Raw genomic sequence first — 25,811 nt, 5'->3', positions numbered from 1 at the left:
CGTGCTTTAAACCGGTTTAGACATCGGTCGACCTCTCGCATGAAGGACACGCAATGAAGCGGATCACCTTGCTCGCCGCCGCCACCGCGGCCATCGTCACGGCAGCGCTCGCGCTGCCGGCCGCGGCCGTCGCCGCGCCGTCGCCGTCGCATTCCGCGGCCAGCGGAAGCGGGTCTGCCGTGCCGGCGCACCTGACGAATCTCTCGCACCTCGACTTCCTCCTCGGCGACGTCCCCCTCCTCCCCCAGGTCGCCGGGCACACGACCTACCGTCAGGATGCGGAACCGACCGCACGCGCTCCGTGGGTCTACGCGGACCGGCAGCCCGACGGCTCGTTCACGCGCGTCGGCGGCGGCCCGATCACGGACGTCGCGAAGGGCTGGTACGCGCAGGGAGCATTCGACGCCGACGACATCTCCCGCGCCGCCGTCGTCTACCTGCGCGATTGGAAGCAGAACGGCACGGCCTCGAGCCGGGAGTCGGCCTACGAGCTCCTGCGCTCGCTCACCTACCTGCAGACGGACTCCGGCCCGAACGCCGGGAACGTCGTGCTCTGGCAGCAGTCGGACGGCACCTTGAACCCCTCGGCGATCCCCGTCGAGCTGCCCGACCCGAGCGACTCCGCCGAGTCGTTCTGGCTCGCGCGAACCGTGTGGGCGCTCGGCGAAGGCTACGCCGGGTTCCGCGACGCGGATCCGCAGTTCGCCGGCTTCCTCGCCGACCGGCTCGGTCTCGCGCTCGGCGCGCTCGGCCGGCAGTCGCTGGCGAAATACGGCACCACGACGACCGCCAACGGGGTCACCGTGCCGGGCTGGCTGATCTCGGGGAGCGCCAGCCCGACGGCGGAGGCCGTCCTGGGCTTGAGCGCGTATAGTGCGGCGGCTCCCGGCGACCAGGCCGCGCGAACGGCGCTCGCCCGGTACTCCGAGGGGATCGCGAAGCTCGCGAGCGGCGGTGTCGGTCAGTGGCCGTTCGGCGCGTTGCTCCCGGAGGCGAACTCCCCCACGTTCTGGCACGCCTGGGGTGCGATGCAGCCCGCCGCGCTCACCGCCGCCGCGCAGACGCTCGGCGACCCGTCGCTCCAGAAGGCGGCGACGACCGATCTCGCGCAGTTCACCGCGCAGCTGCTGACCTCGGGGGGCCCGGACAACGGCTGGACGCCGACCCCGGCCGACCGCACGCAGATCGCCTACGGCGTCGACTCGCGGGTGGAGGGGCTCGTCGCCGCAGCAGACGCGACCGGCGCCGGCGGTCTCGCCGCCCTCGCGGGGGCTCAGGCCGCCTGGTTCTTCGGTGCGAACCCCGCCGGCACCCCGGCATACGACCCCGCCACCGGCGTCTGCGTGGACGGGATCGCATCCGACGGCACGGTGAACCGCAACTGCGGTGCCGAGTCGGCCATCCACACCCAGCTCACCATGCTCGCTCTCGACGCCCATCCCGCCATCGCCCGCACGGCGACCGCGCTGACCCGCACGACCACCGCCGACGGCCTCCAGGTGATCGAGGCCGAGTCCGGCCGGCTCACCGGGGCGGCCTCGGTGGTCACGCCCGCCTCCGCCTGGACCGGATCCGCCAACTGGTCCGGCGGCGCGTACGTCGCTGCGAACGCGGGATCGACCGTGACGATCGACCTGCCGGCCGGCCACTCCGCCTCCCGACTGCTGCCCATCGCCGACCTGGGACCGGGCGACCCCACGACCGGACTGCCCGCGGGCTCCGGGAGCACGCGCTGGACAGCTCAGCTCGGCCGGCTCTCCGTGCCGCTCGGCAGCACCGCGAACGTCCGCGCCGGCGCGACCCAGGGCAGCGGCGCGAGCCCCGTCTTCCTGCTGCCGCAGACCCTGACCCTCGCGGTGACGGCGTCGACGGGATCGATCACGGCGCACGTCTCGGGCACCGCCAAACTGGATGCGGTGCTGGTGCAGCCGATCGTGTCGCACCTCGCCCTCGCGGGTGCGTCGAGCCTCGACCTCTACGTCAACGCCACGAAGCTGCCCGTCCCCCAGCGGCTGAGCACGACCGTCCCGGTCACCGTCACGCGCTTCGACAGTGCCGGTCGCCAGGTCGGCGCCGCTCAGACGGTCGGCCCGCGCGGCCTCGTCGCGGTCGAGCCCGGCGGCTTCACCACGGTGGTGCCGCGATGAACCCGTCCGCCGTCACGATCAACGACGTCGCCCGCGCCGCCGGCGTCAGCAAGGGCCTCGTCTCCCTCGCCCTGAACGAGCGGCCGGGAGTCGCGGCCGAGACCCGCGAGCGCATCCTCACCGTGGCGCGCGAGCTCGGCTGGACGCCGAACCCCAGCGCCCGCGGACTGACGACGCGACGTGCCTACGCGGTGGGTCTCATCCTGCGCCGCCCGGCGCGCACCATCGAGGTCGACCCGTTCTTCGCGGCCTTCATCGCGGGGGTGGAGACCGTCCTCGCCGAGCGCGGCCAGGTGCTCGTGCTGACGGTCGTGGCCGACCGGGAGGCCGAGGAGCGCGCGTACACGCGGCTCGCCTCGGACAAGCGGGTCGACGGCTTCCTCCTCACCGACCTCCTGGCGGCCGACGAGCGGATCGGCCTGATCGAGCGGCTCGGCTCCCAGGCGGTGTCGCTCGGCGAACCCGTCGGCGGCAGTGCCTTCCCGGTCATCACCCGCGACTACGACGCCGGGATCGACGAGCTCGTCGCCCACCTCGTCGCCCTCGGGCACCGCCGCATCGTCCATGTCTCCGGCGACGAGCGGATGCTCCACGGACTACGCCGGCGCGAGCGGTTCGAGAGCGCGATGCGCACCGCGGGCCTCGAGCCCGTCATCGTGCCGACCGACTTCTCCCCCGAGCAGGGCGCCGCCGCGACGAAGGCGCTCCTCGACGCGCCCGAACCGCCGACCGCCATCGTCTACGGCAACGACCCGATGGCCATCGCCGGGATGGGCGTCGCCCACGAGCGCGGCCTGCGGCTCCCGCACGACCTGTCCATCACGGGCCTCGACGGCTCGCAGATCGGCACCTACATCTACCCCGCCCTCACGACCCTCGACAACGACCCGGCCGGCTGGGGCGTCGCCGCCGCCACCGCACTGCTGCGGCTGGTGGAGCACGACGAGCCGGCCGATGTCGACCTGCCCCCGGCGCGGCTGGTGGTGCGCGCCTCCACCGCCCCTCCCGCCACCGACTGATCAGACGAACACCCCACCCACGAAAGAGAACAACTCATGCGAACACACAGAACAGCCCTCACCCGGGCCGCCCTGGCGATCGTCACCGCCGGCATGGTCGCCGGAACGCTGGCCGCCTGCGGATCCAGCGGCGGCGGCGGATCCGACGCCATGAAAGCCCACGGACCGATCACCATCTGGTACTCGAACAACGAGCAGGAGGTGCAGTGGGGCAAGTCGATGGTGTCGGCCTGGAACTCCGCGCACCCCAAGGAGCAGATCAAGGCGCAGGAGGTGCCCGCCGGCAAGAGCACGGAAGAGGTGATCGGCGCCGCGATCACGGCCGGCACCACCCCGTGCCTGGTCTTCAACAACCTCCCGGCCGCCACCGGCCAGTGGCAGAAGCAGGGCGGACTCGTCGACCTGTCGAAGTTCCCCGACGGAGCCAAGTACATCGAGGACCGCAGCGGGAAGGCCGCCGACCAGTACACGTCCTCCGACGGCGACTTCTACCAGATGCCGTGGAAGCAGAACCCGGTCATGATCTTCTACAACAAGGCGATCTTCGCCAAGGCCGGCCTCGACCCGAACAACCCCGACCTGGCGACGTACGACTCGTTCCTCGCCGCCGCCCAGAAGATCAAGGCCTCGGGAGCCGCGCCCTACGCGATCTACCCGGCGCCGACCAGCGAGTTCTTCCAGGTGAACTTCGACTACCTCCCCCTGCTGGCCGCCCAGACCGGCGGCAAGACCTTCATCGAGGACGGCAAGGCCGCCATCACCAGCCAGGACGCCCTCGACGTCGCGAACTTCTGGAAGACCGTCTACAGCGACGGACTCGCCGGCAAGGAGCAGTACCAGGGCGACGCGTTCGCGGACGGCAAGGCCGCGATGGCCATCGTCGGACCGTGGGCGATCGCCTACTACGGCGACAAGGTCCAGTGGGGCTCCGTGCCGGTGCCGACCAAGGAAGGCAAGCCGGCCGACCAGGTGTACACCTTCCCGGACGCCAAGAACATCGGGATGTACTCCTCCTGCAAGAACCAGGGCACGGCCTGGGACGTGCTCAAGTTCGCCACGAGCCAGGAGCAGGACGGCAAGCTGCTCGACGTGACCGGCCAGATGCCGATCCGCACCGACCTGGCCACCACCTACGCCGACTACTTCACGTCCCACCCGGACTACAAGGAGTTCGGCGACCAGAGCGCGCGGACGGTCGACGACCCGACCGGGAGCAACACCATCGCCCAGATGCAGGCGCTCCGCGACGCCTACAGCAAGGCCGTGATCAACGGCAGCGGTTCGGTCGAGGACGCCTTCAAGGCCGCCTCCGACAAGATCGACAAGCTCCAGGCGCAGAAGTAGCCGTGAGCACCGTCTCCGCTCCCCCGGCGGCGGGCACCACGCCCGCCGCCGGGCCGCCGCCCCGACGGCGGCGCCCGCTCGTCCAGCGGATCCTGGGGAAGAACCCGCTGGGCTGGCTGTTCGGCGCGCCGTACCTGCTGTTCGTGTTGGTGATCTTCGCCTACCCGCTCTGCTACGCGGTCTACATCTCGTTCTTCGACTACTTCTTCGCCGCCCCTGGCGCGAACGTCAACCAGCCCTTCGTGGGCTTCGACAACTACGTGCAGGTCTTCACCGACCCGGCGGTGCTGCAGTCGTTCCTGAACGTCGGCGTCTTCCTGATCATCAACGTGCCGCTCACGGTGATCCTGTCGCTGGTGCTCGCCAGCGGGCTCAACAGCATCACGCGGTTCCGCACGTTCCTGCGGGTCAGCTACTACGTCCCCTACGTCACGGCGAGCGTCGCGATCATCGGCGTCTGGCTCTTCCTGTTCAGTGGGAACGGCCTGGTCAACCACATCCTCGGGCCGCTGGCGCCGAACCCGACCTGGTTCGTCAACCCGTGGCTCGCCATGCCGACCATCGCGATCTACGTGACCTGGAAGCAGCTCGGCCTGTACATCCTGCTGTACCTCGCGGCCCTGCAGAACGTGCCGCGGGAGCTCTACGAGTCCGCCTCGACGGACGGCGCGGGACGCGTGCGCCAGTTCTTCTCGGTCACGGTGCCGGGGGTACGACCCGCGACCGTGCTGGTGCTGCTGCTCTCCACCATCACCGGAGCCAATCTCTTCACCGAGCCCTACCTGCTCACGGGAGGCGGGGGCCCGGACGGCCACTCCACCTCGCCCGTGCTGCTCATCTACCAACAGGGCATCCAGCAGGGGCACCCCGGCTACGCGGCGGCGATCGGCGTCGTCCTCGTCATCCTGGTGCTGATCATCGGCTGGCTGCAGAACCGATTCGCGGGAGGACGAGACTGATGGCACGCAAAGACCTGGCGGCATCCCGAGCGCTCAGCCGGCCGCAGGCGATCCTGCAGGGCGTCGTCCTGACGATCGGCGCGATCGCCTTCCTGTTCCCCTTCTACTACATGCTCGTGGGCTCGCTGCAGGCGACCCCCGACACCTCGATCGCGGGCGCGTTCCCGAATCCCGCGAACCTGACGCTGCAGAACTACGGGGCCATCAACTCCCGGATCAACCTGTGGTCCGGGCTCGCCAACTCAGGAATCTTCACCGGCGGGGTGCTGCTGTGCACCGTCGTCTTCGGTGTGCTGGCCGGGTACGCGCTGTCCGTTCTGCAGTGGAAGGGGCGCGGCACGACGTTCGCGCTCGCCCTGCTGGTGCAGACCGTCCCGTTCCAGTTGCTGATGATCCCGCTCTACGTGCTCATCGCGCGCAACTACGGATTGGCGGACAACTATCTCGGGATGATCCTCCCGTTCGCGATCAACTCCGCAGCCGTGCTGATCTTCCGTCAGTACTTCCTGCAGCTGCCGCGTGAGCTCTTCGACGCGGCGCGGATCGACGGGGCGGGCGAGTTCACCGTGCTGTGGCGGGTCGCCCTCCCGCTCGTGCGGCCGGCGCTCGTGACGGTCGTGCTGCTGACCTTCATCGGCCCGTGGAACGAGTTCCTCTGGCCCTTCCTGATCACGAAGGAGGCGAGCATGCAGCCGCTCGCCGTCTCGCTGGCGAACTACATCAGCACTGTCGCAGCCTCCACGAGCAACCCGTTCGGCGCCATCCTGGCCGGAGCGGTCGTGCTCGCCGCGCCCGTCGTCGTGCTGTTCATCGTCTTCCAGCGCTACTTCACCTCGACCGATATCGGCTCGTCCGTCAAGGGCTGAGCCGACCACCCCAAGGAGATCCGTGGACACCGTCGACACCGTCCCCGTCACCATCGACGCCCTGCGCGCCAGCTACCGGGAGGCGCTCGAGCACACGAACGCCCTGACCGACCGCATCTCGACCGACCAGTTCTCGGCGCGGTACGACGAGCGGCCCGATTGGGCGATCGGCCCGTTCGAGCGGGACGACCGCCTCACCTTCCGGCCCGAGGGACAGTGGGCCGACCCGACCGGAGTCGGCTGGACCAGCGATTCCGTCTTCAATCCGACCGTGATCGAAGCGGAGGGCGAGCTGCACCTCTTCTACCGCGCGTCCCCCCGCAAGGAGTCGACGGCGAGCCGGATCGGGCACGCCGTCCACCGCGACGGCGCGTGGCACGACGATCCCGCCAACCCGGTGGTGCGCCCGATGACGGCGAACGAAGCGCTCGGCTGCGAGGACCCGAAGATCTACGAGGCCGATGGCCGCTACGTGCTGTTCTACAACGCGATCTGGCGCACGGACGGCGGCGAGGTCGCGTGCGACGTGATGTCAGCCGTCTCCGACGACCTGACGACCTGGCACCGCCTCGGCCTCGCCGTCCCCTACACGGTGTCGCAGCGGTGGGCGAAGGGAGCGGTCGTGCCGCGGGACGAGCACGGCAGCGCCGTGCGCATCGGCGGCGAGTATCTGATGTTCCTCTCCGAGGGGTGCGGCGGCCGCCCGATGGTCGGCCACTCCGACGACCTGCTGTCCTGGCGTTTCGAGGAGCAGCCGTACCTCGATCTCTCGCCGCTGCCGGGAACCCTGTACGAGGTCGCCTGCGCGGCCGTCGAGGGCGACCGGATGGTGCTCGACTTCTTCTACGCCGACGCGGACGGCGACTTCGCCGCGGCGCAGGCGCTCTACGCGCTCGACGATCCGTTCACCCAGCTCGCGCTGAACCGCGGCGGCTCGCTCGCGTGGGGCGGTCTCCAGAAGCTCGACGGCCGCTGGTCGTTCGCCCAAGGGTGGGATGCCGCCCCCGGCGAGCGCGAACTCTTCTTCTACCGGGAGGTCCTCCGATGACCGGCACGCCGTTCCCCTACCGCCTCGTCCGCTCCGGGGTGGTGATGACGCCGGCCCCCGGCGACCCGCTGGAGGTCGAGGGCGTGCTCAACCCCGCCTCCGGTCGCGCCCCCGACGGCGCCGTCTACCTGCTTCCGCGGCTGGTCGCCGCCGGGAACGTCTCCCGGGTCGGGCTCGCGCGCGTACGGCTGGAGGGCGGAGCACCGGTCGGAGTCGACCGCGAGGGCGTCGTGCTCGAGCCCGATCGCGAGTTCGAGCGCGGGACGAGCAATGCGGGCGTCGAGGACCCGCGCGTGACGTTCATCCCCCGCCTCGGCCTGCACGTGATGACCTATGTCGCCTACGGCCCGCTCGGCCCACGCACCGCGGTCGCGGTGTCGGACGATCTGCGCCACTGGCGGCGGCTGGGCCCTGCGACGTTCGAGTACGACGATGCGATCGGCGTCGACCTGGCCCTCTTCCCGAACAAGGACACCGTCTTCTTCCCCGAGCCCGTCACCGCCCCGGACGGCACACCGAGCCTCGCGGTGCTGCACCGGCCGGTGTGGGATCTGGACGACATCCGGGCCGGCGAGGGCGCACATCCGCCCGCGGCACTCGGCGAGCGACGGCCGAGCATCTGGATCGCGTTCCTGCCGCTGGACGCCGTGCTCGACGATCTGCGCGAGCTGACCCGGTGGCGGCAGAACCGCTTCCTCGCCGGACCCGAGCACCCGTTCGAAGAGCTGAAGATCGGCGCGGGACCGGCGCCCATCCGGGTGCCGGAGGGCTGGCTGCTGCTGCACCACGGTGTCACCGGACGGCTGGAGACCGGGGTGGCGCAGCAGCAGAACGTCAACTACGCCGCCGGCGCCATGATCCTCGACGCCGACGAGCCGTGGCGGGTCCTGCAGCGGACGGCGGAGCCCCTGCTCGCTGCGGAGACCGACGACGAGCGCAGCGGCATCGTCCCCAACGTCGTCTTCCCGACGGCGATCGAGCGGATCGACGGCACGGACTGGGTGTTCTACGGCATGGCCGACTCGAAGATCGGCGTCGCCCGCCTGTCGCGGACCGACGCGGGGTCATGATGGGTGGGCGCGGCACCGCCTGACCCCGCTCGTCCGGCGAGCGTGTCGGAGTTGTCGCGCACGACGCGCGACCCATACGCTCAGTGCCGAACCTGAAGGAGGGCGCGATGCGCTTCACCCGTCCGCCGGCGACCCCGGCCACCCGCGCGATCGAGGAGCGCCGCACCGAACCGCTCCTGAACCGCAGCCCTCTGCTCTTCGGGTACCTGATCACGCTCGGCGCGGTCGGCGCCGTGCTCACCGGCCTCATGCTGTACGGCCTGCGGTCGATCATCTTCTCGGTGTTCCTCGCGGCGTTCGCCACCGTCGGCCTCGACCCGCTGATCCGCTGGTTCCAGCGGCGGGGCATGAAGCGGGGCTGGGCGATCGTGACCGTCAGCCTGCTGCTCATCGGTGTCATCGTCGCGATCATCTGGGTCGTGCTCCCCCTGGTGATCGAGCAGATCCAGTCGCTCGCGGTCTCGATCCCCAAGCAGATCTCCGCGCTCAAGGCGCAGGGCTGGTTCGATCCTGCGAACGAGACCAGCAACGGCACACTCGCCGCAGCGCTCAACTGGATCGCGAAGGAGGCTCAGGATCCGCAGCTGTGGGCGAGCGTCGGCTCCGGCCTGGTCGGCTTCGGGCTGTCCATCGTCAACGGCCTCACCACCGGGTTCTTCATCGCCATCCTGACCCTCTACTTCATCGCCTCCTACGACGCGACCAAGGCGTCGCTCTACCGGCTCGTCTCCCGGTCGCACCGGGACAGCTTCACGAAGTACACCGAGCGGATCCTGCAGAACTTCGGCAAGTATCTGAGCGGGATGGTCGTGCTGGCGTTCTTCAACGCCGTCTACAGCACCATCCTGCTGGTCGTCACCGGCGTCCCCGGTGCGTTCCTCATCGGTCTCGCCGCCTTCTTCATCACCCTCATCCCGCTCATCGGAACAGTGCTGACGACCGCGATCATGACCGTGCTCGCCCTCATCCACTCCCCCGTGAGCGGGATCATCGTCCTGATCTTCATGCTCGTCTACATGCAGGTCGAGGCGTACATCCTCACCCCGAAGGTCATGGGCAAGGCGGTGCAGGTGCCGGGCTCCGTCGTCCTGATCTCCGCCCTCGCCGGCTCGACCCTCTTCGGCCTGCCCGGCGCGCTCGTCGCCATCCCGATCTCCGCCGGCATCATCCTGATCATCAAGGAGATCGTGATGCCCCGCAAGGAACTGCGCTGACACCCGACACACCCGAGGATCGCTCGATTGGCGGAGCGGCTGAAACCGATGCTAATGTTGAGCCTCGGTTCGGGTTACCGGATCGAATGCGCCTCTAGCTCAATCGGCAGAGCAATTGACTCTTAATCAATGGGTTCTCGGTTCAAGTCCGAGGGGGCGCACCACAGAGAACAGCCCCCGATCCCCTGGAAACAGTGGGATCGGGGGCTTCTTCGTTGGACAGGGAGCCCGGCGGGTGTGCCTGTCCGGCGGTCGAACTCGTCGCCATGGGACAATTGCTCCATGATCACCGCAGTGCCCGTCGACGTCGAGGCGATCGCCCGCGCCTGCGAAGAGCACGGAGTCGAACGCCTGCGCATCTTCGGGTCGGTACTCGGCGACAGGTTCGACAGGGAGACGAGCGATATCGATTTCCTCGTCGACTTCCTGCCGGGCCGCGGCGGACTCTTTCATGACTACTTCAACCTGAAGGAAGAGCTCGAACGGATCGTGGGGCGCGGAGTCGATCTCGTCGATGCCGGCGCCGTGCGCAACCCGTATTTCGCACGATCGGCATTCACCAGTGCCGAGGACGTCTATGCGGCCTGAGTCACCCGCACTCCTCTGGGACGCCCGGGACGCGGCTACGAAGGCGGTATCCGTCTCCCACGTCCACAGCCGGGCGGCGTACCTCGCCGACTGGGTTCTTCAGGCCGCGGTCGAGCGCCAACTCGAGGTTCTCGGCGAAGCCCTCAAGAACGTGCGATCGGCCGATGCGGAGACAGCTGCTCGGATCCCGGATGTGCACGCGATCATCGCCACGCGGAACATCCTCGTCCACGCGTACGCGCAGGTGGATCAGCGGCGCGTATGGGAGATACTGACCGACGACCTCCCCGTGCTGATCCCGGTTCTCGATGGTTTGCTCGCCGAGGTCGACGCGATGGAGGCGCAGACTTCGGATCCCGAAGCCTGACCACCTGCTCCCGACTCTGCAACGGCGCGCTACGCCTCGACCGCCCGCTCGGTCCCCGCGCGTGGCCCGCGCTTGCGCACCTCGCGCAGCACGATCTGCTCGGGGCAGACGGTGGAGAGGAAGTCGCCGACCGAGAGGGCGAGCCGGTCCCCCGCAAGGGAGTACAGGATGCGGTTGGCGTCGCGGCGCTCGTTGACGAGCCCTGCCTGCCGCAGCACGCTCAGGTGACGCGAGATGGTAGGGCCGGTGGCGTTGAACCGGGAAGCGATCTCGCCCGCGGCGAGTTCGCCGTCTTTGAGGTCCTGGAGGATCTGCCGCCGCGTCGGATGCGCGAGGGCGGCGAACACATCGGTCGCACTGTCGGTCATGGTTGCAATATAGCACCATTGCTATATACAGTTTAGCTACATTGCTAACAAGCGAAGGAGCAACACCATGCGCGTAGCCATCACGGGTGGCACCGGGTTCGTCGGCCGGCACCTCGCCGACCAGCTCGGCCGCGACCGGACGGTGATCGTCTCCCGGCGCACGGGCGTCGAGATCGACGACGTGGCCGCCCTGACGGAGGCGTTCACGGGCTGCGACGCCGTCGCGCACTGCGCCGGGATCAACCGTGAGGTCGGCGACCAGACCTTTCAGCGCGTCCACGTCGAAGGGACGCGCGCCGTGGTCGAAGCGGCGCAGCGAGCAGGAGTGAAGCGGATCGTGATGGTCAGCTTCCTGCGCGCACGGCCCGACTGCGGCTCCCCGTACCACGAGACCAAATGGGCCGCGGAAGAGCTCGTGCGGGAGTCTGGCATCGACCACACGATCCTGAAGTCAGGGATGATCTACGGTCCCGGCGATCACATGGTCGACCACGTGACACGTGCCGTGCGGACCGTGCCCCTGTTCGCGACCGTGGGCTTCCGCGAGCGGACGGTCCGTCCGGTCCCGGTCGACGATGCGGTGGATGTGCTGGTCGCCGCCCTCGAGGGACGCATCGCCGAGCCGACGGTGGCGGTGATGGGAGCCGACGAGTCCAGCCTCGGCGAGGCCGTCCGGCGCATCGCGCGCGTGGCCGGCCGGCGGCCCGTGTTCTTCCCCGCCCCGGTCTGGACCATCCGTCTGCTCGCGCAGCTGACGGAGTGGACGATGGTCGTCCCGCTCGTTGCGAAGGCCCAGGCGCGGATGCTCGACGAAGGCGTCAGCGAGGCCGCGCCGCCCGCGCCCGAGGCCCCGGAGGGGATCCGCCCGTCACGGCCCTTCGACGACGCGAGCATCCGCGCCGCACTGCCCACCGGACGGTTCACTCGGGACGACCTCCGGATCGCACGTCGTCACCAGGGCAGCACGCCGTAGCCGCCCTCCCGGTCGGCGAGCCACAGATGACCCCAGAGGATGCCCGACGGGCCGTTCGCGGGCAGGGTCGCCAGATGCACGCTCGGTTCGGCGCCTTCCTCCACTTCCGCGTCCACGATCGGTAGGCTGCGTGCATGGTCGCCGCACCCGAGAGCATCGAGTTGCTCAGAGCGCGCGGGGTTCGGCTCGCTCCCGGACTGACCGCACCGGAGATTTCGGCGATCGAATCGCGTTTCGGTTTCGAGTTCAATCCGGATCATCGCGACTTCTTGTCGATCGCGGCGCCCCAGGGTGAGGGCTGGATAGATTGGCGTGGCGACGATCGGGCGATCCAGGAAGCTCTCTCCCGCCCCGCCGAGGGCGTCATGTTCGACGTCGAAGAGAATGACTTCTGGCCACGGTCATGGGGTGAGGCTCCGCCTAGCCTGCCTAATCGTCTACGACGTGCCTACGAGCAGATCGCGACATGGCCCACCCTTGTCCCGCTGTATGGCCATCGCTTCGTGCCTGCATCGCCGGCCGGCAGGAATGCCCCGGTCTTCTCGGTGTGGCAGACGGACGTCATCGTCTACGGGCGAGATGTGCTGGACTACGTCCAGCGTGAATTCGGCGCGGGACGTGCGGCGCACTCCGTGGACGGCGTGGATCCGCGGATCTGTCCACCGTGGTCGCTTCTCGCGTTCGGTCTGGACGATGAGATCTAGCGTCGTTCCCGTGGATCGATCGCGTTCGTCTGGATGAACTACTGACCGCGCGCCTACGACCCTGCACCGCTGGCCGTGAGAGGGAATGTACTCGAGGGCGGTCGTTGCCACGATCGCGGAAGCCTCCGTTCCGCGCACGATAGCGGTCAGTCGGTCACGGCTACGGCCACGAGGGCAGCAAGGACGCTGCGATAGAGAGTGTCGGTCAGCGGGTCATGCCCGGATCGGCGAGCGGTGTTGGCGAACCCGATGTCGTTCCACGATCCCACACCACCGAACACCCACGCCGTGACCGCCGCAGCGAGCAGCTGACGCGCATCCAGCGGGAGGGTCGCCGGAGCGAGGTCGGCGTTGTACGGGATGACGCACAGCAGAGCGCGATGAGCGCCGCGAGTTCGCCGTACATACAGGAGAGTTTGCCGCACCGGCGGAAGGCGCCGCCCTCATCCGCACCGAGCCGTCTGGGATCGCGCGCGGTCCGCGTTTGCGCACCTCGCGCACCTCCGGATCGCGCGTCGTCACCAGGGCAGCACGCCGTAGCCGCCCTCGCGGTCCGCGAGCCACAGGTGACCCCAGAGGATGCCCGACGGGCCGTCGGCGGGAAGGGTCGCGAGGTGCACGCTCGGCTCCGCACCCTCCTCGACCGACCGGATGCCGCGATGGTCGTTGAAGTCGGTGTCCGTGAAGCCCGGATTGGCCGCATTCACCTTGATCGGGGTGTCCCTCAGCTCTCGCGCGTACATCGCGGTGAGCATGTTCACCGCCGCCTTGGACGACGGGTACTGGGCCGAGGCCGGCATCGGGTAGAGCGGGCTGGCCGGGTCGGACTGCGACCCGATCGAGCCGACCTCGCTCGACACGTTGACGATCCGCGCGGCGTCGGCACGGCGCAGGAGCGGCAGCATCGCGTTGGTCACGGCCACCAGCCCGAAGACGTTGATCTCGTAGACCGCCCGCATGTCCTCCAGGGAGGTCTCGCTGGCGAGCGCCCGCTGGCGCGAGATCGTCGCGCTGCCGGCGTTGTTCACCAGGACGTCGAGGCGGCCGAACTCCGCGTCGATCCAGCGGGCCGCGGCCGCGATGGACTCCGGGTCCGTCACGTCCAGCCAGACGAACCGGGCATCCGCGCCACCCGCGCGCAGCGCCGCCTCCGCCGCCCTGCCGCGCTCCTCGTCGCGCGCCCCCACGAGCACGGTCATCCCGAGCTCGCCGAGCCGCCGGGCCGTCTCGTAGCCGATTCCCTTGTTTGCCCCGGTCACCAGGGCGATCGTCGTCGTCACGCTGTGCACTGTACCTCCGCGCCGCCGGGAAACCAGGGGGCCGGTTCGACCTGCGGACGATAGGCTCGATCCGTGACCCGCCACAGCGACGACCTCGCCCTCGCCCTGCGCCTCGCCGACACCGCCGACCGGATCTCGTCCGAGCACTTCCGTGCCCAGGACCTCCAGATCGACACGAAGCCCGACCGATCGTTCGTGACCGAGGCCGACCTGGCCGTCGAGCGGGCGCTGCGGGAGCTGATCGCCGCGGAACGACCGGCCGACGGCATCCTGGGCGAGGAGTACGGGACGGAGGGGGACGGCGCCCGGCAGTGGATCATCGACCCGATCGACGGCACCGCCAACTACCTGCGCGGCGTGCCGGTCTGGGGCACGCTGATCGCCCTCGCCGTCGACGGCGTCCCCGTCGTGGGCGTGGTCAGCTCCCCGGCCCTCGGCCGGCGCTGGTGGGCATCCACCGGCGACGGGGCCTGGACCGCGGACGAGGCGGCCGGCGAGCCCCGTCGCCTCCAGGTGTCCGGCGTCGCGGACCTGGAGCACGCCTCCATCAGCTTCCAGAGCATCGCCCAGTGGGACGACGCCGGCTACCTGGACAAGCTGATCGCATTGACGCGCCTGGTGTGGCGCGACCGCGCATACGGCGACATGTGGTCGTACATGCTGCTGGCCGAGGGCGTCCTCGACGCGGTCGGCGAGTTCGACGTCAAGACGTACGACCTGGCGGCCCTGATCCCGATCGTGGAGGAGGCCGGCGGTGTGTTCACCTCGGTCGACGGCACCCCGGGTCCGGGCAACGGATCCTCGCTCGCCAGCAACGGACGCCTCCACCCCGCCCTGCTCTCCGCGCTCGCCTGAACCGGGCGTGGCCCCGGCGCACCGTCGCGGGCCGCCCCTAGGCTGGACGCGTGAGCGCATCGACACTCGAACCCCTCGTCCACATCCAGGGCTTCCGGATGGACTTCGGCCGCACCACGGTGATCCGCGACCTCTCCTTCGACATCGTGCGCGGCGAGACGTTCGGATTCCTCGGCAGCAACGGATCCGGCAAGACCACGACCATCCGCGCGCTGCTCGGCATCTACCAGCCGACCGCGGGCGTGCTGCACATCGACGGCAAGCCGTTCTCGCCCGAGACCGGCGAACGTCTCGGCTACCTCCCCGAGGAGCGCGGGCTCTACAAGAAGGAGTCCGTCATCGACGTGATGGTCTACTTCGGCCGCCTCAAAGGCCTCGGCGCCGAGCAGGCCCGCCACTGGTCGCGGGAGTACCTGGAGCGCGTCGGTCTCGCCGACAAGGAGAAGACGCGTCTCGACAAGCTCTCCGGCGGCCAGCAGCAGAAGGTGCAGCTGGGCGTGACGATCATGAACGACCCCGAGCTGCTGATCCTCGACGAGCCGACCAAGGGCTTCGACCCGGTCAACCGGCGCCTGCTGATGGACATCATCGCCGATCAGAAGCGCGCCGGCTCGACCGTGATGATGGTCACGCACCAGATGGAGGAGGTCGAACGCCTCTGCGACCGCGTCATCCTGCTGAAGGACGGCGTCTCGCGCGCCTACGGCACGGTGCCGGAGGTGCAGGAGCAGTTCGGCGGCACGATCATCCACGTGGACCACGACGGTGTCGTCCCGGACTCCCCCGCCTACCGGATCGCCTCGGACGCGGCCGGTCGTGCCCAGCTGGAGGTCGGCAACGACGCGGACGACGCCGCGATCCTGCGCAGCCTGCTCGACGCGGGCCTGAACATCACCCGCTTCGCCCCCACCCGCAAGTCGCTCGACGACATCTTCGTCGAGGTCTACGGCGCCGAAAGCCGCCAGGAGGACTGACATGGCCCGCCACAATCTCTCCACCGTCATCTCGTTCGAGTTCAAGCGCACCGTCACGAAGCGGTCGTTCTGGGTCGTCACCCTCATCCTCCCCCTCCTGGTGTTCGGCCTCGGCGCGCTGATCATCTCGGCCAACGTCTCGACGTCGAACTCGGCGGACCAGCAGAAGAACGCCCGCTTCGACTTCCTCTACAGCGACGCCTCCGGGCTCGTGAACCCCACGATCGCCCGCGAATACGGCGGCAAGTTGATCGAGAGCGACGCCGAGGGCGTCGAAGAGGTCCAGATCGGCGGCACGAAGGCCTACTTCGACTACCCGGCCGACCCGAAGACCGAGACGATCAAGGTCTACGGCGCCGACGCCGGCGTCTTCCAGAACGGCAAGTACTCCTCCGTCGCCGAGTCCCTGCTGTCGGCGAGCGTCGAGCAACGGCTGGACTCCCCCACCGATGTGGCTGTGCTGCGCGGGGAGGTGAACACCTCCACCACGACGTTCAAGGACGGCGCCGTCGCCCCCGGCTTCGAGGCCATCATCCCGGCGCTCATCTTCTTGGCGGCGTTCTTCATCGTGATCGTGTTCCTGGGCAACCAGATGCTCAACTCCACGCTGGAGGAGAAGGAGAACCGCGTCACGGAGATGATCCTGACGACGATCAACCCGACGAACCTGCTGATCGGCAAGGTGATCTCGCTGTTCGCGGTCGGCATCATCCAGATAGCGGTGTTCGCGCTGCCGGTCCTGATCGGGTACCTGTTCTTCCGAGATCAGCTCAACATCCCGAACCTCGATCTCAGCGGGCTGGTCTTCGACCCGCAGAAGATGATCGTCGGATCGCTGATCCTCATCGGGGGTTTCGCCCTGTTCACCGGCACGCTCGTGGCGGTCGGCGCCGTCATGCCGACCGCGAAGGACGCCGCCCCGGTGTTCTCGGTGGTCATCTTCGCCGTCGTGATCCCGCTGTACGCGTCGAGCTTCGCCGTCAGCGCACCCGAGTCGCCGATCGTGCAGATCCTCGCGTTCTTCCCGTACACGGCTCCCATCACCGCCCTGATCCTGAACGCCTTCGGTTCGTTGCCGCTCTGGCAGGCGATCGTGATCATCGTCGAGCTGTTCGTCCTCGCCGCGATCGTGCTGCGCCTGGCCGTGCGACTGTTCCGCTACGGCTCGATCCAGTACTCGAGCCGGGTCAAGATCCGCGACGTGCTCAGCGCGCGCAGCGACGCGGAGCGCGTGTCGCGCTGATGCGGGCCGTGACCATCGCCGAACCTGGCGACCCGGACGTCCTCCGGCTCGGCGAGGTCGCGGACCCCGAGCCCGGTGCGGGCGAGGTGCTCATCCGCGTCGTCGCCGCGGGCATCAACGGCGCCGACCTGAGCCAGCGGCGCGGGCACTATCCCCCGCCGCCGGGCGCTCCCGCGTGGCCGGGACTCGAAGTCTCCGGGACGATCTCGGCCGTCGGCGACGGCGTCGAGCGGTGGCGGGTCGGGGACCGCGTCTGTGCTCTCCTGCCCGGCGGAGGCTACGCCGAGCTCGTCGCGGTGGACGCCGGGCTCGTGCTGCCCGTGCCGGAGGAGGTCGACCTCGTCGAGGCGGCCGGACTGCCCGAGGCCGTCGCGACGGTCTGGTCGAACGTGTTCCGCCTCGGCCGGCTCACCGCCGGAGAGACACTGCTGGTGCACGGTGGGTCCAGCGGCATCGGCAGCACCGCCATCCAGCTCGCGGTGGCGCACGGCGCCCGGGTCGTCGCCACGGCCGGGAGCGCGGTGAAGACGGCCTTCTGCCGCGAGCTCGGTGCGGATGCGGCGGTCGACTACCGCACCCAGGACTTCGTGGCGGCCGTGCTCGCCTTCACCGACGGGCGCGGCGCCGACGTCGTGCTCGACATCGTCGGCGGCTCGTACATCGCCCGCGATCTGGACGCGCTGGCCGTCGGCGGGCGCATCATGTCGATCGCGACCCGCGAACGGGAGCCCGCCTCGCTCGATGTGGGACTCCTCATGCGCAAGCGCGCTCTCGTCCACGGGACGACCTTGCGGGCCCGTCCGCTGACGGAGCGGCGGGAGCTCATCGCCGACGTCGAGCGGCGGGTGTGGCCGCTTCTGGGCGATCGCCGGCTGCGGCCGGTGGTGGACTCGGTGTTCCCGCTGGCGGATGCGGCACAGGCGCACCGGCGGATGGAGTCGTCCGCCCACCTCGGGAAGATCCTGCTCCGCGTCGGCTGAGGGCGTCCACTCCGGCCGCCGCGCCGACGCCGACGGCGTAGGCGAGGAGGTCGATCGTCTGGAAGGTGCTTCCCAGGACCAGGTACGCCCCCGGCACCGCTCGGGACAGCGCGGCGGAGACGCCGGTGAGCTGGAGCAGCTCGATCCCCCAGCAGAACACCAGCGCGGCACCCGCGGTCAGCAGGAGGGGCGCGCGCGGGGCGACCAGCGAGACGAGCAGGAACACGAGGACGGCGTAGAGCGCGTCCCCGGTGAAGGCGCCGAAGGCGCCCGGCACCCACTCGTACACGGCGAGCCCGGCGGCCAGCACCACGATGGCGCAGCTGAGCAGGAGGAGTCGGCGCATCCTGCGACGCTACCGACCGCGGTGGGCGACGGGCATCGGCCGGACGGATGATCTCGCCGGATGATCCGACCCCGTCGCAGGTGGGAGGATCGTTGCATGACCGATGCCGTACCCGCCGTCTCCCCCGCTTCCTCCACCGCCCCTCACGCTTCCCCCTCCGACGCCGCCCTGCTGGCCCTGCCGAAGGCCGAGCTCCATCTGCACATCGAGGGGACGCTCGAACCCGACCTCGCCTTCGAGCTGGCGGGTCGCAACGGGGTGTCGCTGCCGTTCGCGTCGGTGGAGGAGCTGGCCGGTGCGTACGAGTTCGACGACCTGCAGTCCTTCCTCGACCTCTACTACGCGACGATGGATGTGCTGCGCACGGCGGACGACTTCGCCGAGCTGACGCGCCGCTACCTCGCTCGCGCCGCGGAGCAGGGGGTGCGGCACGTCGAGCTGTTCTTCGACCCGCAGGCGCACGTCGCGCGGGGTCTCCGCATCGGGGAGGTCATCGCGGGCATCGGCTCCGCCCTCGACGAGGCGGAGCGCGATCTCGGCATCACGAGCGGCCTGATCCTCTGCTTCCTCCGCGACGAGCCCGTCGAGTCGGCCGAGCAGATCCTGAGCGCCGGGCTCAGCCACACCGACCGGATCGTCGGGGTCGGTCTCGACTCCGCCGAGGTCGGCTACCCGCCGGCCCTCTTCGAGGCCGTCTACCGCCGCGCACGTGAGGCCGGCCTGCGCGTCGTCGCGCACGCCGGCGAGGAGGGACCGGCCGCCTACGTCGTCGAAGCGCTCGATCTGCTGCAGGTCGAGCGGGTCGACCACGGCATCCGGTCCATCGAGGACCCTGCGCTCCTCGCCCGTCTGGCCGCCGAGCGGATCGCGCTCACCGTCTGTCCGCTGTCGAACGTACGCCTGCGTGCCGTGCCCGACCTCGCCGACCACCCGCTGCACCGGCTCGACGAGGCGGGGGTCCTGGTCACCATCAACTCCGACGATCCGGCGTATTTCGGCGGCTACGTCGGCGACAACTTCATCGCGGTGCGCGACGCCCTGGGGCTGACCGCCGAGCAGGCCGCCCGCTACGCCCGCAACTCCATCGAGGCGTCGTTCGCCGATGACCGGCGCAAGGCCGAGCTGATCACGGAGCTGGAGGCGTGGCGCGGATGAACGCGAGCACTGCAGGATCCTTGACGACCGCCGACGGGCGCCTCGTCCGCTGGTTCGACACCGGAGGCGCCGCCGACGCCCCCGTGCTGGTGTGGCACCACGGCACCCCGCAGACCGGAGCCGTCATCGCGCCGGTCGCCTCCGCGGCCGCCGCGCACGGGCTGCGCGTCGTGTCGTGCGCCCGGCCGGGCTACCCCGGCTCCGACCCGCTCCCGGGGCGGTCCGTCGCCGATGCCGCCGGTGACGTCGTCGCGGTGCTCGACGAACTCGGCATCGCGGAGGTCGTCGCCGCGGGCGCGTCCGGCGGCGGACCGCACGCCCTCGCTCTCGCCGCCCTCGCTCCCGAGCGGGTGCGTGCTGCGGTCGTGCTGGCCGGGATCGCGCCGTACACATCGACGCCCGACTGGTTCACCGGCATGGCGGACCCGTCGGGCCTCGGCGCAGCGCTCGGTGGCCGGGAGGCCCGCCTCGCGCACGCGGAGAAGGCGGAGTTCGATCCCGACTCGTTCACCGCCCGCGACTACGAGGCCCTGAACGGCGACTGGGGTCCGCTCGGCGCGGATGCCGGTGCCGGGGCGGCCGAGGGACCCGACGGCGAGGTCGACGACGATGTCGCCTACGTGTCGCCGTGGGGCGTGGACCTCGCCGCCGTGCGCTGCCCGGTGCTGCTGGTCCAGGGCGGAGCCGACCGCGTCGTCCCGCCCGGGCACGCTGCGCTCCAGCTCGAGCGCCTCGCACGCGGCGAGCTCTGGCTGCGCCCCCGCGAAGGCCACGTCTCCGTGCTGACCGGTCTCGGCGTGGCCCTGGGCTGGGCGACCGACCGCTAGCGCACTGCTCAGCCCAGCGCGGGCAGCAGCTTCTGCAGCAGATGGGCCGGGGCGTCGTGGTCGTCGCCCGTGCCGTTCATCACGATGGCGACGCTGTCCCCCGTCGCCGGGTCGTACATGGCCAACGCCTGATAGCCGAGCCCGTTGCCGGTGTGGCCGATCCAGCCGTCGATCTCGCCCATCCCCATGCCGTAGGCGTCGTAGAACGGGCTGTTCGGGTCGTCGGTCGTCGGCGACAGCGCGGCGTCCGAGGTGCGCTGCGCCGCGGTCGCCTCGTCGAGCAGTTCGCCGGTGCCGAGGATGCGCGCCCAGCGGCCGAGGTCGCGGATCGTTCCGGCGAAACCGCCCGCGGCCGAGAGCGAGTTGGCCGGGATGGCGGGCAGGAGCTCCGGATCCTGCCCCTCGCCGCCGCCCTGGTAGGGCTCGGCCAGCGGCGACGGGATGGGGTCGGAGTCGGGATACGTCGTCGTGCTGAGCCCGCGCGGAGTCAGGATGGACTCCTGCACCACCTCGTACCAGGGCCGGCCGGTGACCTTCTGCAGCACCTCCCCGAGCAGAATGGTGTTCGTGTTCGAGTACTCGTAGCGCGCGTCGGGGGCGAAGTCGTTGGGCTCGGAGAAGGCCGCCTGCAGGATCTCGGCGTCGGTCCAGTCCCTCGTCAGGTCGATCCGCAGGGCGTCCTGGAACGCGGGTGTCGCGGAGTAGTTCGGCAGGCCGGACCTCATTCGCGCCAGTTCGCGCAGGGTGATCCTGTCCCCCTCCGGCACGCCGTCCACATACTTCGACACCGGGTCGTCGAGGGAGAGCCTGCCCTCGTCGACGAGCTGCAGGATCGCGGTGACGGTGTACGACTTGGTGATGCTGCGGAAGGAGAAGCGGTCGTCGGCCGTGACTTCACGTCCGGTCGCCACATCGGCGAGACCGGCGACGCCGGTCCAGGTGGCGTCGCCGTGGGTGACGGTGATCGCCCCGCCGGGGATCCCGGTCGTGCGGAGCGCGTCCTCCAACGCGGACTGCGCCGCGTGCTGCCAGGCGTCCGCCGGCGTGCTCTCCGCCTCCGGCCGGGCGGCGCATCCCGCCGCTGCGAGCAGGACGACGAGGGCGGCGGCGAGGGCACCGGCGTGGCGGTTCTTCATTCTTTCATCGTGGCCTGCGCGTGTCGCGCACCGCAAGGACCGTCCGCAGACGGTCAGATCATCCGGGTTTCACCCGTCATCCGGGCGGAGTGTGTGGTGCGGCCCCGTCTCCGGCTCTGCCATGATGGCTGTCACTGCTCGCGGACGAGTGGTGGGTCACTGCGTCCGCGCCCTGTCGGTAAGGAGACGCCTTGACGAGTACATCCGCCCCCGCGATCCCGAAGTCCGGGAACCTCAAACGGAGCCTCGGACTGTGGGCCATCGTCGGCCTGGGTCTCGGCTACATGACCCCCACCGTCGTCTTCGACACGTTCGGAATGGTCGCGCGCGACACGGACAACGTCGTCCCCGCCGCCTACCTCGTCGCGCTGGTCGTGATGATGTTCACCGCCATCAGCTACGGCAAGATGGCCGGCGCCATCCCCAGCGCAGGCTCCGCGTACACCTATGTGCGGGAGTCCATCCATCCGAACGTCGGATTCATGGTCGGCTGGACGTCGCTCATCGACTACGTGCTCCTGCCCATGGTCAACTGCCTGATCATCCGCAGCTACCTCGAGGCCATCTTCCCGGACGTGCCGGGCTGGATCTGGGTGGTCATCTACTGCGCGGTCGTGACCTCGGTCATCTACCTGACGATGCGCGGCACCTCGAACATGAACATGCTCCTGCTGGTGTTCTCCATCGTCGTCATGGCCGTGTTCGTCATCATGGTCATCGCGCAGCTGGCCCAGGGCCAGGGAGCCGGCACCGTCGCCTCCATGCAGCCGTTCTTCCACGACGGCGTCACGCTGGGAGCCGTGCTCATGGGCGCGACCATCGTCTGCTTCTCGTTCATCGGCTTCGACGCCGTCACCATGTACGCGGAGGAGGCGAAGCACCCGCGCATCATGCCGAAGGCCATCCTCTTCACGGTCATCATCGGCGGCGCGATCTTCCTCATCGCCGCCTACTTCACGCAGCTGCGGTTCCCGTCGTCGTCGGCGTTCCCGACCGACGCGATCGAGGACAGCACGCTCCCGCAGATCGGCCTCCAGGTCGGCGGTCCGGTGCTGCAGGCCGTGCTCACCGCGGCCGGTTTCGCCGCGACCCTCGCGTCGGGACTCGCCTCGCACGCATCCGTGTCGCGCATGCTCCTGGTGATGGGACGCAACAACGTCCTCCCGAAGCGCCTCTTCGGCTACATCAGCCCGAAGACGCACACGCCGACCTTCAACATCGTCCTCGTCGGTGTCATCAGCCTCCTGGCGGCGGCCTTCACCCTGGAGCTCATCGCAGCCTTCATCAACTTCGGCGCCCTCATCGCGTTCACGTTCGTCAACGTCTCGGTGATCGCCTGGTTCGCCATCCGCAAGGGGCGCCGCAAGACCCCGAAGGACATCTTCACCTTCATCGTGCTGCCCGGGATCGGCATGCTGATGACCGGCGTCCTGTGGGCCAACCTCCATGTGGATGCGCTCGTCGGCGGCGTGATCTGGGCGGCCATCGGCTTCGTCTACCTCCTCGTGCTCACCCGGGGCTTCCGCCGCAAGGCGGCCGCCTTCGACGAGGCCCAGCCGGTCACCGGCTTCAACAAGGCGATCAGGAAGGACGACGACTGACGCCTCCCGCGAACGACGAAGGCCGCCCGTGTGATCACACGGGCGGCCTTCGTCGTTGCGGCTCCAGGTCTGAACAACGCGCGACAGCGGCCTGATGGTGGAGATGGGGGGAATCGAACCCCCGTCCACTGCTGTGGTCATGTGCCTTCTACGGGTGTAGCCAGTGAAGGCGTGTTCTCGGCCCCGGATCTTGCCACTGGCACCTGATCCGACGGGCCCAGCATCAGTTCGAGTCCCTCTGTGCCCTGACACTCAACACAGAAGCTAGTCCTCTGAATGACGCCAGGATCCGGGTAGAAGACGGTTCCCGGTCTGACGGTCTCTTAAATGGCGGAGGAGAACTTACGCCGCGAGGGCGAAGTCGGCCTTGGCCGAGACAGTGCTCTTGGAATTGGCACTTATGGTTTTGCATGCATCGTTAACGAGATAAGCATGCATCCTCGACCCGCTTCTCACAGTCACGCAGACAATGTCGAAACCGATCATCCCCATGCGCAGCCGAAAAGGCTGGGTCGCTGTCGCGCGCTGTTGAGTTGTGGAGGTGCTGGTCTCGCCGTTGCCGACGAGCTTCTCATCATACAACAGCGGCGAACGCCCTTCTATGCCACGATCGGTCCATGTCGGAGACGATCATCACGGTCCAGGGCGAACACCGCGAGCGACGGGCGGCCGAGCGCGGCGTCGCGCGGGTGCTGGTGACATACGACGGCGAGTCCCGTCACGAGACGCTGGCGCTGACCACCGAGCGTCATGCGGAGCTCGCCGCCGGTCTGCGCGAGATCCACGGCGCGAGCGCGGGCCCCCTCCTGAGCTGGTCGTCCGATCAGCTGCGCGTGTGGGGCGATCGCCCGTGGAGCCAGACCGGCGAACAGCTCCCCATCGTGCATCACGCCCAGGTCGGTGTCGAAGCCGAGTTCTCCGACACCGCCGCCCTGTCCGACTGGGTCGGCTCCGTCTCCCTGCGCGACGGTGTCACGGTGGAGGGAGTGACGTGGTCCCTCTCGGAGGAGACGCTCGCCGCCCTCACCGAGGAGGTCTCCCGTCGCGCGGTCGAGCACGCGGTGGCGAAGGCACGACGCTACGCGAGCAGCCTCGGCCTGACGGCCTCCGGCCGGTGGCACTCAGCGACCCGGGCATGCTCGGCGAGGGATCCGCTCCCCCGCAGGCCGCCCCTCCGTTCGCCGCCCGCATGATGTCGGCCGACGTGAGCGGCTCCCCGCTGGCCCTCAAGCCGGCCGAGATCGACGTGGCGGTCGAGGTGCACGCCCGCTTCGCCGCCTCCTGACGTCCCGAGCGGCGCTCCGGATCAGAGCGCGCCGGTTCAGGGCGCTCCCGACCCGGGCGTCGGGCCGGGCGTCGACGGCGGGCGCGGGAAGTCGGTGAGCTTCAGGATCCGGGTGGCGGTGATCGTGTCCCCGGTGCGATCGGAGCCGACGACGACCACCTCGTCGCCCGTCGCGAAGTCGGAGGCGGACGCCGACTGGTTCGGCAGGCCGTAGGCGGTGGACGACGTGACCTTCACCGTCACGGTCGAACCGGAGGCCGTCTTCACCGTCCAGGACGATCCGGATTCCGACTCGAGGGTGCCGCGGACGAGTTCGCGCTGGGCGGTGCCACCGTTCCTGCCGGTGCCTCCTTGGCCCGGGCGGCCGTCCTGCCGGCCGGGGGCGGTCCCGTCGCGTGGCGGGTTGTGCGCGAACGCCGACACCGAGTGGGTCACGACGTTCACGGCGACGACGGTCCCGACGCCGACGACGCCGATCAGGACGACGATGCCGAGCACGAGCGTCGAGATGGCGAACGCGAGGCCGTGCCGCTTGTAGAACGGCTCACGCGCGGGTGGCGTGGGAGGCAGCGGCTCCGTCGGTCGGTTCTCGTCCATGATCACAGGAAAGCATGCGGAGCCCGCGATCGGACTGCGAGGCCATGATGACTTCGCTGTGAATCCCGCGCGGAGTCTGAGAGGGTCAGGCCGGCTGCACCAGCACCGAACGCAGCTTCGCCAGCTCCACCTCGTCGAGACCCGCATCGAGCAGGTAGGCGCGGGCACCCCCGAAGTCGCGGTCCAGCAGGTCGAGTGCAGCCTCCAGCGCCTCCCGCGGGCTGCCGCCCATGATGATCCGGAGGTCGGGCGTCACCTCGACGCCGTGGTTCCTGACGAGGGTCAGCATCCCGTCGAGCCACTCACCTGCGAGGTTCTGCTCGGTCGCCGCGTAGTCGTCGAGGACCGTCTCGCGGTCCACGCCGACAGCGAGGAGCGCGAGGGCGACCACGATCCCGGTGCGGTCCTTGCCTGCGGTGCAGTGGACGACCACGGGCTCGTCGCCGGTGTCGGCGATCTCGCGGAGCGCACGCACGACGACGTCCCGGTGCTGGAGGAGGATCTTCTCGTACAGGTCGGCCAGGGTCGCTCCGATGGTCGCCTGCGACGCCCCCGACCCCTCGAACACCGGCAGTCGCAGCACGGAGACATCCAGCCCGGCGAGATCATCGGGGCGGACCTCGATCTCGAAGTCGTCGCGCAGATCGATCACGACCCGGACACCGAGTCCCCGCAGGGTCTCCTTGCCCTCATCGCCGAGCGCACCGAGGGCGTCAGCCCGGAAGAGCTTCCCGCTCCGGGTCGCGCCGCCCGCCAGCGGGTATCCGCCGACGTCGCGGAAGTTGTAGGTGCCGTGGACGGGGATGCGCTGCGGAGGGGTGCTCATCACCTCAGTCTGCCAGGGTGCGCCACCTACCGGGTCGCG

General features: G+C 69.6%; 27 protein-coding genes, 1 tRNA gene, 1 other RNA gene and 1 pseudogene. 21 read left to right on the top strand and 9 right to left on the bottom strand.

The window, feature by feature from the left end:
* Nucleotides 1–53 precede the first annotated feature (53 nt).
* The 11 genes from ACFVU2_RS07185 (at nucleotide 54) to ACFVU2_RS07135 (ending at nucleotide 10,622) form a co-directional block, all read left to right on the top strand.
* Nucleotides 54–2,147 carry a hypothetical protein gene (locus ACFVU2_RS07185; RefSeq protein WP_387872540.1) on the top strand — a complete coding sequence of 698 codons (2,094 nt, stop codon included), beginning with the start codon at nucleotides 54–56 and terminating at the stop codon, nucleotides 2,145–2,147.
* Nucleotides 2,144–3,166: a LacI family DNA-binding transcriptional regulator gene (locus tag ACFVU2_RS07180; protein WP_387872538.1), complete on the top strand. Its 1,023-nt coding sequence runs from the start codon at nucleotides 2,144–2,146 to the stop codon at nucleotides 3,164–3,166. Before ACFVU2_RS07185 ends, ACFVU2_RS07180 begins: the two co-directional genes overlap by 4 nt.
* 36 nt (nucleotides 3,167–3,202) lie before the next feature.
* Nucleotides 3,203–4,510: an extracellular solute-binding protein gene (locus ACFVU2_RS07175; protein ID WP_387872537.1), complete on the top strand. Its 1,308-nt coding sequence runs from the start codon at nucleotides 3,203–3,205 to the stop codon at nucleotides 4,508–4,510.
* Nucleotides 4,511–4,512: 2 nt separating this feature from the next.
* A complete protein-coding gene (locus ACFVU2_RS07170; protein WP_387872535.1) occupies nucleotides 4,513–5,469 on the top strand; it encodes a carbohydrate ABC transporter permease in 957 nt (318 codons plus the stop codon).
* The gene (locus ACFVU2_RS07165; protein ID WP_387872533.1) at nucleotides 5,469–6,335 is read left to right on the top strand and encodes a carbohydrate ABC transporter permease; all 867 of its coding nucleotides are present in this window, start codon (nucleotides 5,469–5,471) and stop codon (nucleotides 6,333–6,335) included. The genes ACFVU2_RS07170 and ACFVU2_RS07165 overlap by 1 nt, the downstream gene beginning before the upstream one ends.
* 22 nt (nucleotides 6,336–6,357) lie before the next feature.
* Nucleotides 6,358–7,383, top strand: coding sequence for a hypothetical protein (locus tag ACFVU2_RS07160; RefSeq protein WP_387872532.1), 1,026 nt, complete (start codon nucleotides 6,358–6,360; stop codon nucleotides 7,381–7,383).
* Nucleotides 7,380–8,453 carry a glycosidase gene (locus ACFVU2_RS07155; RefSeq protein ID WP_387872530.1) on the top strand — a complete coding sequence of 358 codons (1,074 nt, stop codon included), beginning with the start codon at nucleotides 7,380–7,382 and terminating at the stop codon, nucleotides 8,451–8,453. Before ACFVU2_RS07160 ends, ACFVU2_RS07155 begins: the two co-directional genes overlap by 4 nt.
* A 107-nt stretch (nucleotides 8,454–8,560) precedes the next feature.
* Nucleotides 8,561–9,667: an AI-2E family transporter gene (locus ACFVU2_RS07150; RefSeq protein WP_387872528.1), complete on the top strand. Its 1,107-nt coding sequence runs from the start codon at nucleotides 8,561–8,563 to the stop codon at nucleotides 9,665–9,667.
* 88 nt (nucleotides 9,668–9,755) lie between these two features.
* Nucleotides 9,756–9,831: transfer RNA gene (locus ACFVU2_RS07145), tRNA-Lys, on the top strand.
* A 118-nt stretch (nucleotides 9,832–9,949) separates the two neighbouring features.
* Nucleotides 9,950–10,255 carry a nucleotidyltransferase family protein gene (locus ACFVU2_RS07140; protein ID WP_387872527.1) on the top strand — a complete coding sequence of 102 codons (306 nt, stop codon included), beginning with the start codon at nucleotides 9,950–9,952 and terminating at the stop codon, nucleotides 10,253–10,255.
* The gene (locus ACFVU2_RS07135) at nucleotides 10,230–10,622 is read left to right on the top strand and encodes a DUF86 domain-containing protein (RefSeq protein ID WP_387872526.1); all 393 of its coding nucleotides are present in this window, start codon (nucleotides 10,230–10,232) and stop codon (nucleotides 10,620–10,622) included. Before ACFVU2_RS07140 ends, ACFVU2_RS07135 begins: the two co-directional genes overlap by 26 nt.
* Before the next feature lie 29 nt (nucleotides 10,623–10,651).
* Here the strand turns inward: ACFVU2_RS07135 and ACFVU2_RS07130 are convergent, their stop codons facing one another.
* Nucleotides 10,652–10,990 (bottom strand): metalloregulator ArsR/SmtB family transcription factor, encoded by a 339-nt coding sequence (locus tag ACFVU2_RS07130; protein WP_387872524.1) that lies wholly within the window; start codon nucleotides 10,988–10,990, stop codon nucleotides 10,652–10,654.
* A gap of 67 nt (nucleotides 10,991–11,057) precedes the next feature.
* Between ACFVU2_RS07130 and ACFVU2_RS07125 the strand changes: the two genes are divergently transcribed.
* Nucleotides 11,058–11,963, top strand: a complete 906-nt coding sequence (locus ACFVU2_RS07125; RefSeq protein WP_387872522.1) for an NAD(P)H-binding protein — start codon at nucleotides 11,058–11,060, stop codon at nucleotides 11,961–11,963.
* Here ACFVU2_RS07125 and ACFVU2_RS07120 read toward each other — a convergent pair.
* The gene (locus ACFVU2_RS07120) at nucleotides 11,942–12,079 is read right to left on the bottom strand and encodes a hypothetical protein (RefSeq protein ID WP_387872520.1); all 138 of its coding nucleotides are present in this window, start codon (nucleotides 12,077–12,079) and stop codon (nucleotides 11,942–11,944) included. The two genes, ACFVU2_RS07125 and ACFVU2_RS07120, sit on opposite strands and share 22 nt — an antisense overlap.
* Before the next feature lie 18 nt (nucleotides 12,080–12,097).
* Between ACFVU2_RS07120 and ACFVU2_RS07115 the strand changes: the two genes are divergently transcribed.
* The gene (locus tag ACFVU2_RS07115) at nucleotides 12,098–12,667 is read left to right on the top strand and encodes a hypothetical protein (protein WP_387872519.1); all 570 of its coding nucleotides are present in this window, start codon (nucleotides 12,098–12,100) and stop codon (nucleotides 12,665–12,667) included.
* Between the two features lie 146 nt (nucleotides 12,668–12,813).
* Here ACFVU2_RS07115 and ACFVU2_RS07110 read toward each other — a convergent pair whose 3' ends face one another.
* Nucleotides 12,814–13,092 carry a hypothetical protein gene (locus ACFVU2_RS07110; protein WP_387872517.1) on the bottom strand — a complete coding sequence of 93 codons (279 nt, stop codon included), beginning with the start codon at nucleotides 13,090–13,092 and terminating at the stop codon, nucleotides 12,814–12,816.
* Nucleotides 13,093–13,185: 93 nt separating this feature from the next.
* Nucleotides 13,186–13,947, bottom strand: coding sequence for an SDR family oxidoreductase (locus ACFVU2_RS07105; RefSeq protein ID WP_387872515.1), 762 nt, complete (start codon nucleotides 13,945–13,947; stop codon nucleotides 13,186–13,188).
* 72 nt (nucleotides 13,948–14,019) lie between these two features.
* On the opposite strand from ACFVU2_RS07105, the gene ACFVU2_RS07100 reads away from it, so the two are divergent.
* The 4 genes from ACFVU2_RS07100 to ACFVU2_RS07085 all read left to right on the top strand — a co-directional run bounded on the left by ACFVU2_RS07100 (nucleotide 14,020) and on the right by ACFVU2_RS07085 (nucleotide 17,999).
* On the top strand, nucleotides 14,020–14,802 hold the full coding sequence (locus ACFVU2_RS07100) for an inositol monophosphatase family protein (RefSeq protein WP_387872513.1): 783 nt from the start codon (nucleotides 14,020–14,022) through the stop codon (nucleotides 14,800–14,802).
* Nucleotides 14,803–14,900: 98 nt separating this feature from the next.
* Nucleotides 14,901–15,776: an ABC transporter ATP-binding protein gene (locus ACFVU2_RS07095; protein WP_387874359.1), complete on the top strand. Its 876-nt coding sequence runs from the start codon at nucleotides 14,901–14,903 to the stop codon at nucleotides 15,774–15,776.
* 1 nt (nucleotide 15,777) lies between these two features.
* Nucleotides 15,778–17,019 (top strand): ABC transporter permease, encoded by a 1,242-nt coding sequence (locus ACFVU2_RS07090; protein ID WP_387872511.1) that lies wholly within the window; start codon nucleotides 15,778–15,780, stop codon nucleotides 17,017–17,019.
* Nucleotides 17,019–17,999 (top strand): NAD(P)H-quinone oxidoreductase, encoded by a 981-nt coding sequence (locus ACFVU2_RS07085; protein WP_387872509.1) that lies wholly within the window; start codon nucleotides 17,019–17,021, stop codon nucleotides 17,997–17,999. The genes ACFVU2_RS07090 and ACFVU2_RS07085 overlap by 1 nt, the downstream gene beginning before the upstream one ends.
* Nucleotides 18,000–18,036: 37 nt before the next feature.
* Here the strand turns inward: ACFVU2_RS07085 and ACFVU2_RS07080 are convergent.
* A pseudogene (locus tag ACFVU2_RS07080) lies at nucleotides 18,037–18,345 on the bottom strand (DUF2809 domain-containing protein); the annotation flags it as partial.
* A 96-nt stretch (nucleotides 18,346–18,441) separates the two neighbouring features.
* Between ACFVU2_RS07080 and ACFVU2_RS07075 the strand changes: the two are divergent.
* Both ACFVU2_RS07075 and ACFVU2_RS07070 read left to right on the top strand, forming a co-directional pair.
* Nucleotides 18,442–19,500, top strand: a complete 1,059-nt coding sequence (locus ACFVU2_RS07075) for an adenosine deaminase (RefSeq protein ID WP_387872508.1) — start codon at nucleotides 18,442–18,444, stop codon at nucleotides 19,498–19,500.
* The gene (locus ACFVU2_RS07070) at nucleotides 19,497–20,327 is read left to right on the top strand and encodes an alpha/beta fold hydrolase (protein ID WP_387872506.1); all 831 of its coding nucleotides are present in this window, start codon (nucleotides 19,497–19,499) and stop codon (nucleotides 20,325–20,327) included. The genes ACFVU2_RS07075 and ACFVU2_RS07070 overlap by 4 nt, the downstream gene beginning before the upstream one ends.
* An 8-nt stretch (nucleotides 20,328–20,335) precedes the next feature.
* Here the strand turns inward: ACFVU2_RS07070 and ACFVU2_RS07065 are convergent, their stop codons facing one another.
* Entirely contained in the window at nucleotides 20,336–21,463 is a 1,128-nt protein-coding gene (locus ACFVU2_RS07065; protein ID WP_387872504.1) for a serine hydrolase domain-containing protein, read from the bottom strand.
* 251 nt (nucleotides 21,464–21,714) lie between these two features.
* On the opposite strand from ACFVU2_RS07065, the gene ACFVU2_RS07060 reads away from it, so the two are divergent.
* Entirely contained in the window at nucleotides 21,715–23,064 is a 1,350-nt protein-coding gene (locus tag ACFVU2_RS07060) for an APC family permease (protein ID WP_387874356.1), read from the top strand.
* Nucleotides 23,065–23,159: 95 nt separating this feature from the next.
* On the opposite strand, the gene ssrA is transcribed toward ACFVU2_RS07060, so the two are convergent.
* Nucleotides 23,160–23,554: a transfer-messenger RNA gene (gene ssrA / locus ACFVU2_RS07055) on the bottom strand.
* Nucleotides 23,555–23,681: 127 nt separating this feature from the next.
* On the opposite strand from ssrA, the gene ACFVU2_RS07050 reads away from it, so the two are divergent.
* Entirely contained in the window at nucleotides 23,682–24,257 is a 576-nt protein-coding gene (locus ACFVU2_RS07050; protein WP_387872502.1) for an SIMPL domain-containing protein, read from the top strand.
* Nucleotides 24,258–24,385: 128 nt separating this feature from the next.
* Here ACFVU2_RS07050 and ACFVU2_RS07045 read toward each other — a convergent pair whose 3' ends face one another.
* Nucleotides 24,386–24,946: a hypothetical protein gene (locus ACFVU2_RS07045; RefSeq protein ID WP_387872500.1), complete on the bottom strand. Its 561-nt coding sequence runs from the start codon at nucleotides 24,944–24,946 to the stop codon at nucleotides 24,386–24,388.
* 85 nt (nucleotides 24,947–25,031) lie between these two features.
* Nucleotides 25,032–25,772, bottom strand: coding sequence for a tyrosine-protein phosphatase (locus ACFVU2_RS07040; protein WP_387872498.1), 741 nt, complete (start codon nucleotides 25,770–25,772; stop codon nucleotides 25,032–25,034).
* Nucleotides 25,773–25,811 lie beyond the last annotated feature (39 nt).

Origin of the sequence: Leifsonia sp. NPDC058194 (genome assembly GCF_042883605.1) — a bacterium.
Taxonomy (GTDB): domain Bacteria; phylum Actinomycetota; class Actinomycetes; order Actinomycetales; family Microbacteriaceae; genus Leifsonia.
The sequence above is the reverse complement of the archived record's forward strand: the minus strand, read 5'-3'. Positions and strand labels throughout refer to the sequence as shown.

Bases quoted from the DNA above. Each gene is read 5' to 3' on its own strand.
- ACFVU2_RS07155 (WP_387872530.1), top strand. From the start codon at position 7,380: ATGACCGGCACGCCGTTCCCCTACCGCCTCGTCCGCTCCGGGGTGGTG.
- ACFVU2_RS07180 (WP_387872538.1), top strand. From the start codon at position 2,144: ATGAACCCGTCCGCCGTCACGATCAACGACGTCGCCCGCGCCGCCGGC.
- ACFVU2_RS07115 (WP_387872519.1), top strand. From the start codon at position 12,098: ATGGTCGCCGCACCCGAGAGCATCGAGTTGCTCAGAGCGCGCGGGGTT.
- ACFVU2_RS07070 (WP_387872506.1), top strand. From the start codon at position 19,497: ATGAACGCGAGCACTGCAGGATCCTTGACGACCGCCGACGGGCGCCTC.
- ACFVU2_RS07140 (WP_387872527.1), top strand. From the start codon at position 9,950: ATGATCACCGCAGTGCCCGTCGACGTCGAGGCGATCGCCCGCGCCTGC.
- ACFVU2_RS07085 (WP_387872509.1), top strand. From the start codon at position 17,019: ATGCGGGCCGTGACCATCGCCGAACCTGGCGACCCGGACGTCCTCCGG.
- ACFVU2_RS07065 (WP_387872504.1), bottom strand. From the start codon at position 21,463: ATGAAGAACCGCCACGCCGGTGCCCTCGCCGCCGCCCTCGTCGTCCTG.
- ACFVU2_RS07185 (WP_387872540.1), top strand. From the start codon at position 54: ATGAAGCGGATCACCTTGCTCGCCGCCGCCACCGCGGCCATCGTCACG.
- ACFVU2_RS07040 (WP_387872498.1), bottom strand. From the start codon at position 25,772: ATGAGCACCCCTCCGCAGCGCATCCCCGTCCACGGCACCTACAACTTC.
- ACFVU2_RS07150 (WP_387872528.1), top strand. From the start codon at position 8,561: ATGCGCTTCACCCGTCCGCCGGCGACCCCGGCCACCCGCGCGATCGAG.
- ACFVU2_RS07175 (WP_387872537.1), top strand. From the start codon at position 3,203: ATGCGAACACACAGAACAGCCCTCACCCGGGCCGCCCTGGCGATCGTC.
- ACFVU2_RS07165 (WP_387872533.1), top strand. From the start codon at position 5,469: ATGGCACGCAAAGACCTGGCGGCATCCCGAGCGCTCAGCCGGCCGCAG.
- ACFVU2_RS07050 (WP_387872502.1), top strand. From the start codon at position 23,682: ATGTCGGAGACGATCATCACGGTCCAGGGCGAACACCGCGAGCGACGG.
- ACFVU2_RS07090 (WP_387872511.1), top strand. From the start codon at position 15,778: ATGGCCCGCCACAATCTCTCCACCGTCATCTCGTTCGAGTTCAAGCGC.
- ACFVU2_RS07075 (WP_387872508.1), top strand. From the start codon at position 18,442: ATGACCGATGCCGTACCCGCCGTCTCCCCCGCTTCCTCCACCGCCCCT.
- ACFVU2_RS07125 (WP_387872522.1), top strand. From the start codon at position 11,058: ATGCGCGTAGCCATCACGGGTGGCACCGGGTTCGTCGGCCGGCACCTC.
- ACFVU2_RS07095 (WP_387874359.1), top strand. From the start codon at position 14,901: ATGGACTTCGGCCGCACCACGGTGATCCGCGACCTCTCCTTCGACATC.
- ACFVU2_RS07045 (WP_387872500.1), bottom strand. From the start codon at position 24,946: ATGGACGAGAACCGACCGACGGAGCCGCTGCCTCCCACGCCACCCGCG.
- ACFVU2_RS07130 (WP_387872524.1), bottom strand. From the start codon at position 10,990: ATGACCGACAGTGCGACCGATGTGTTCGCCGCCCTCGCGCATCCGACG.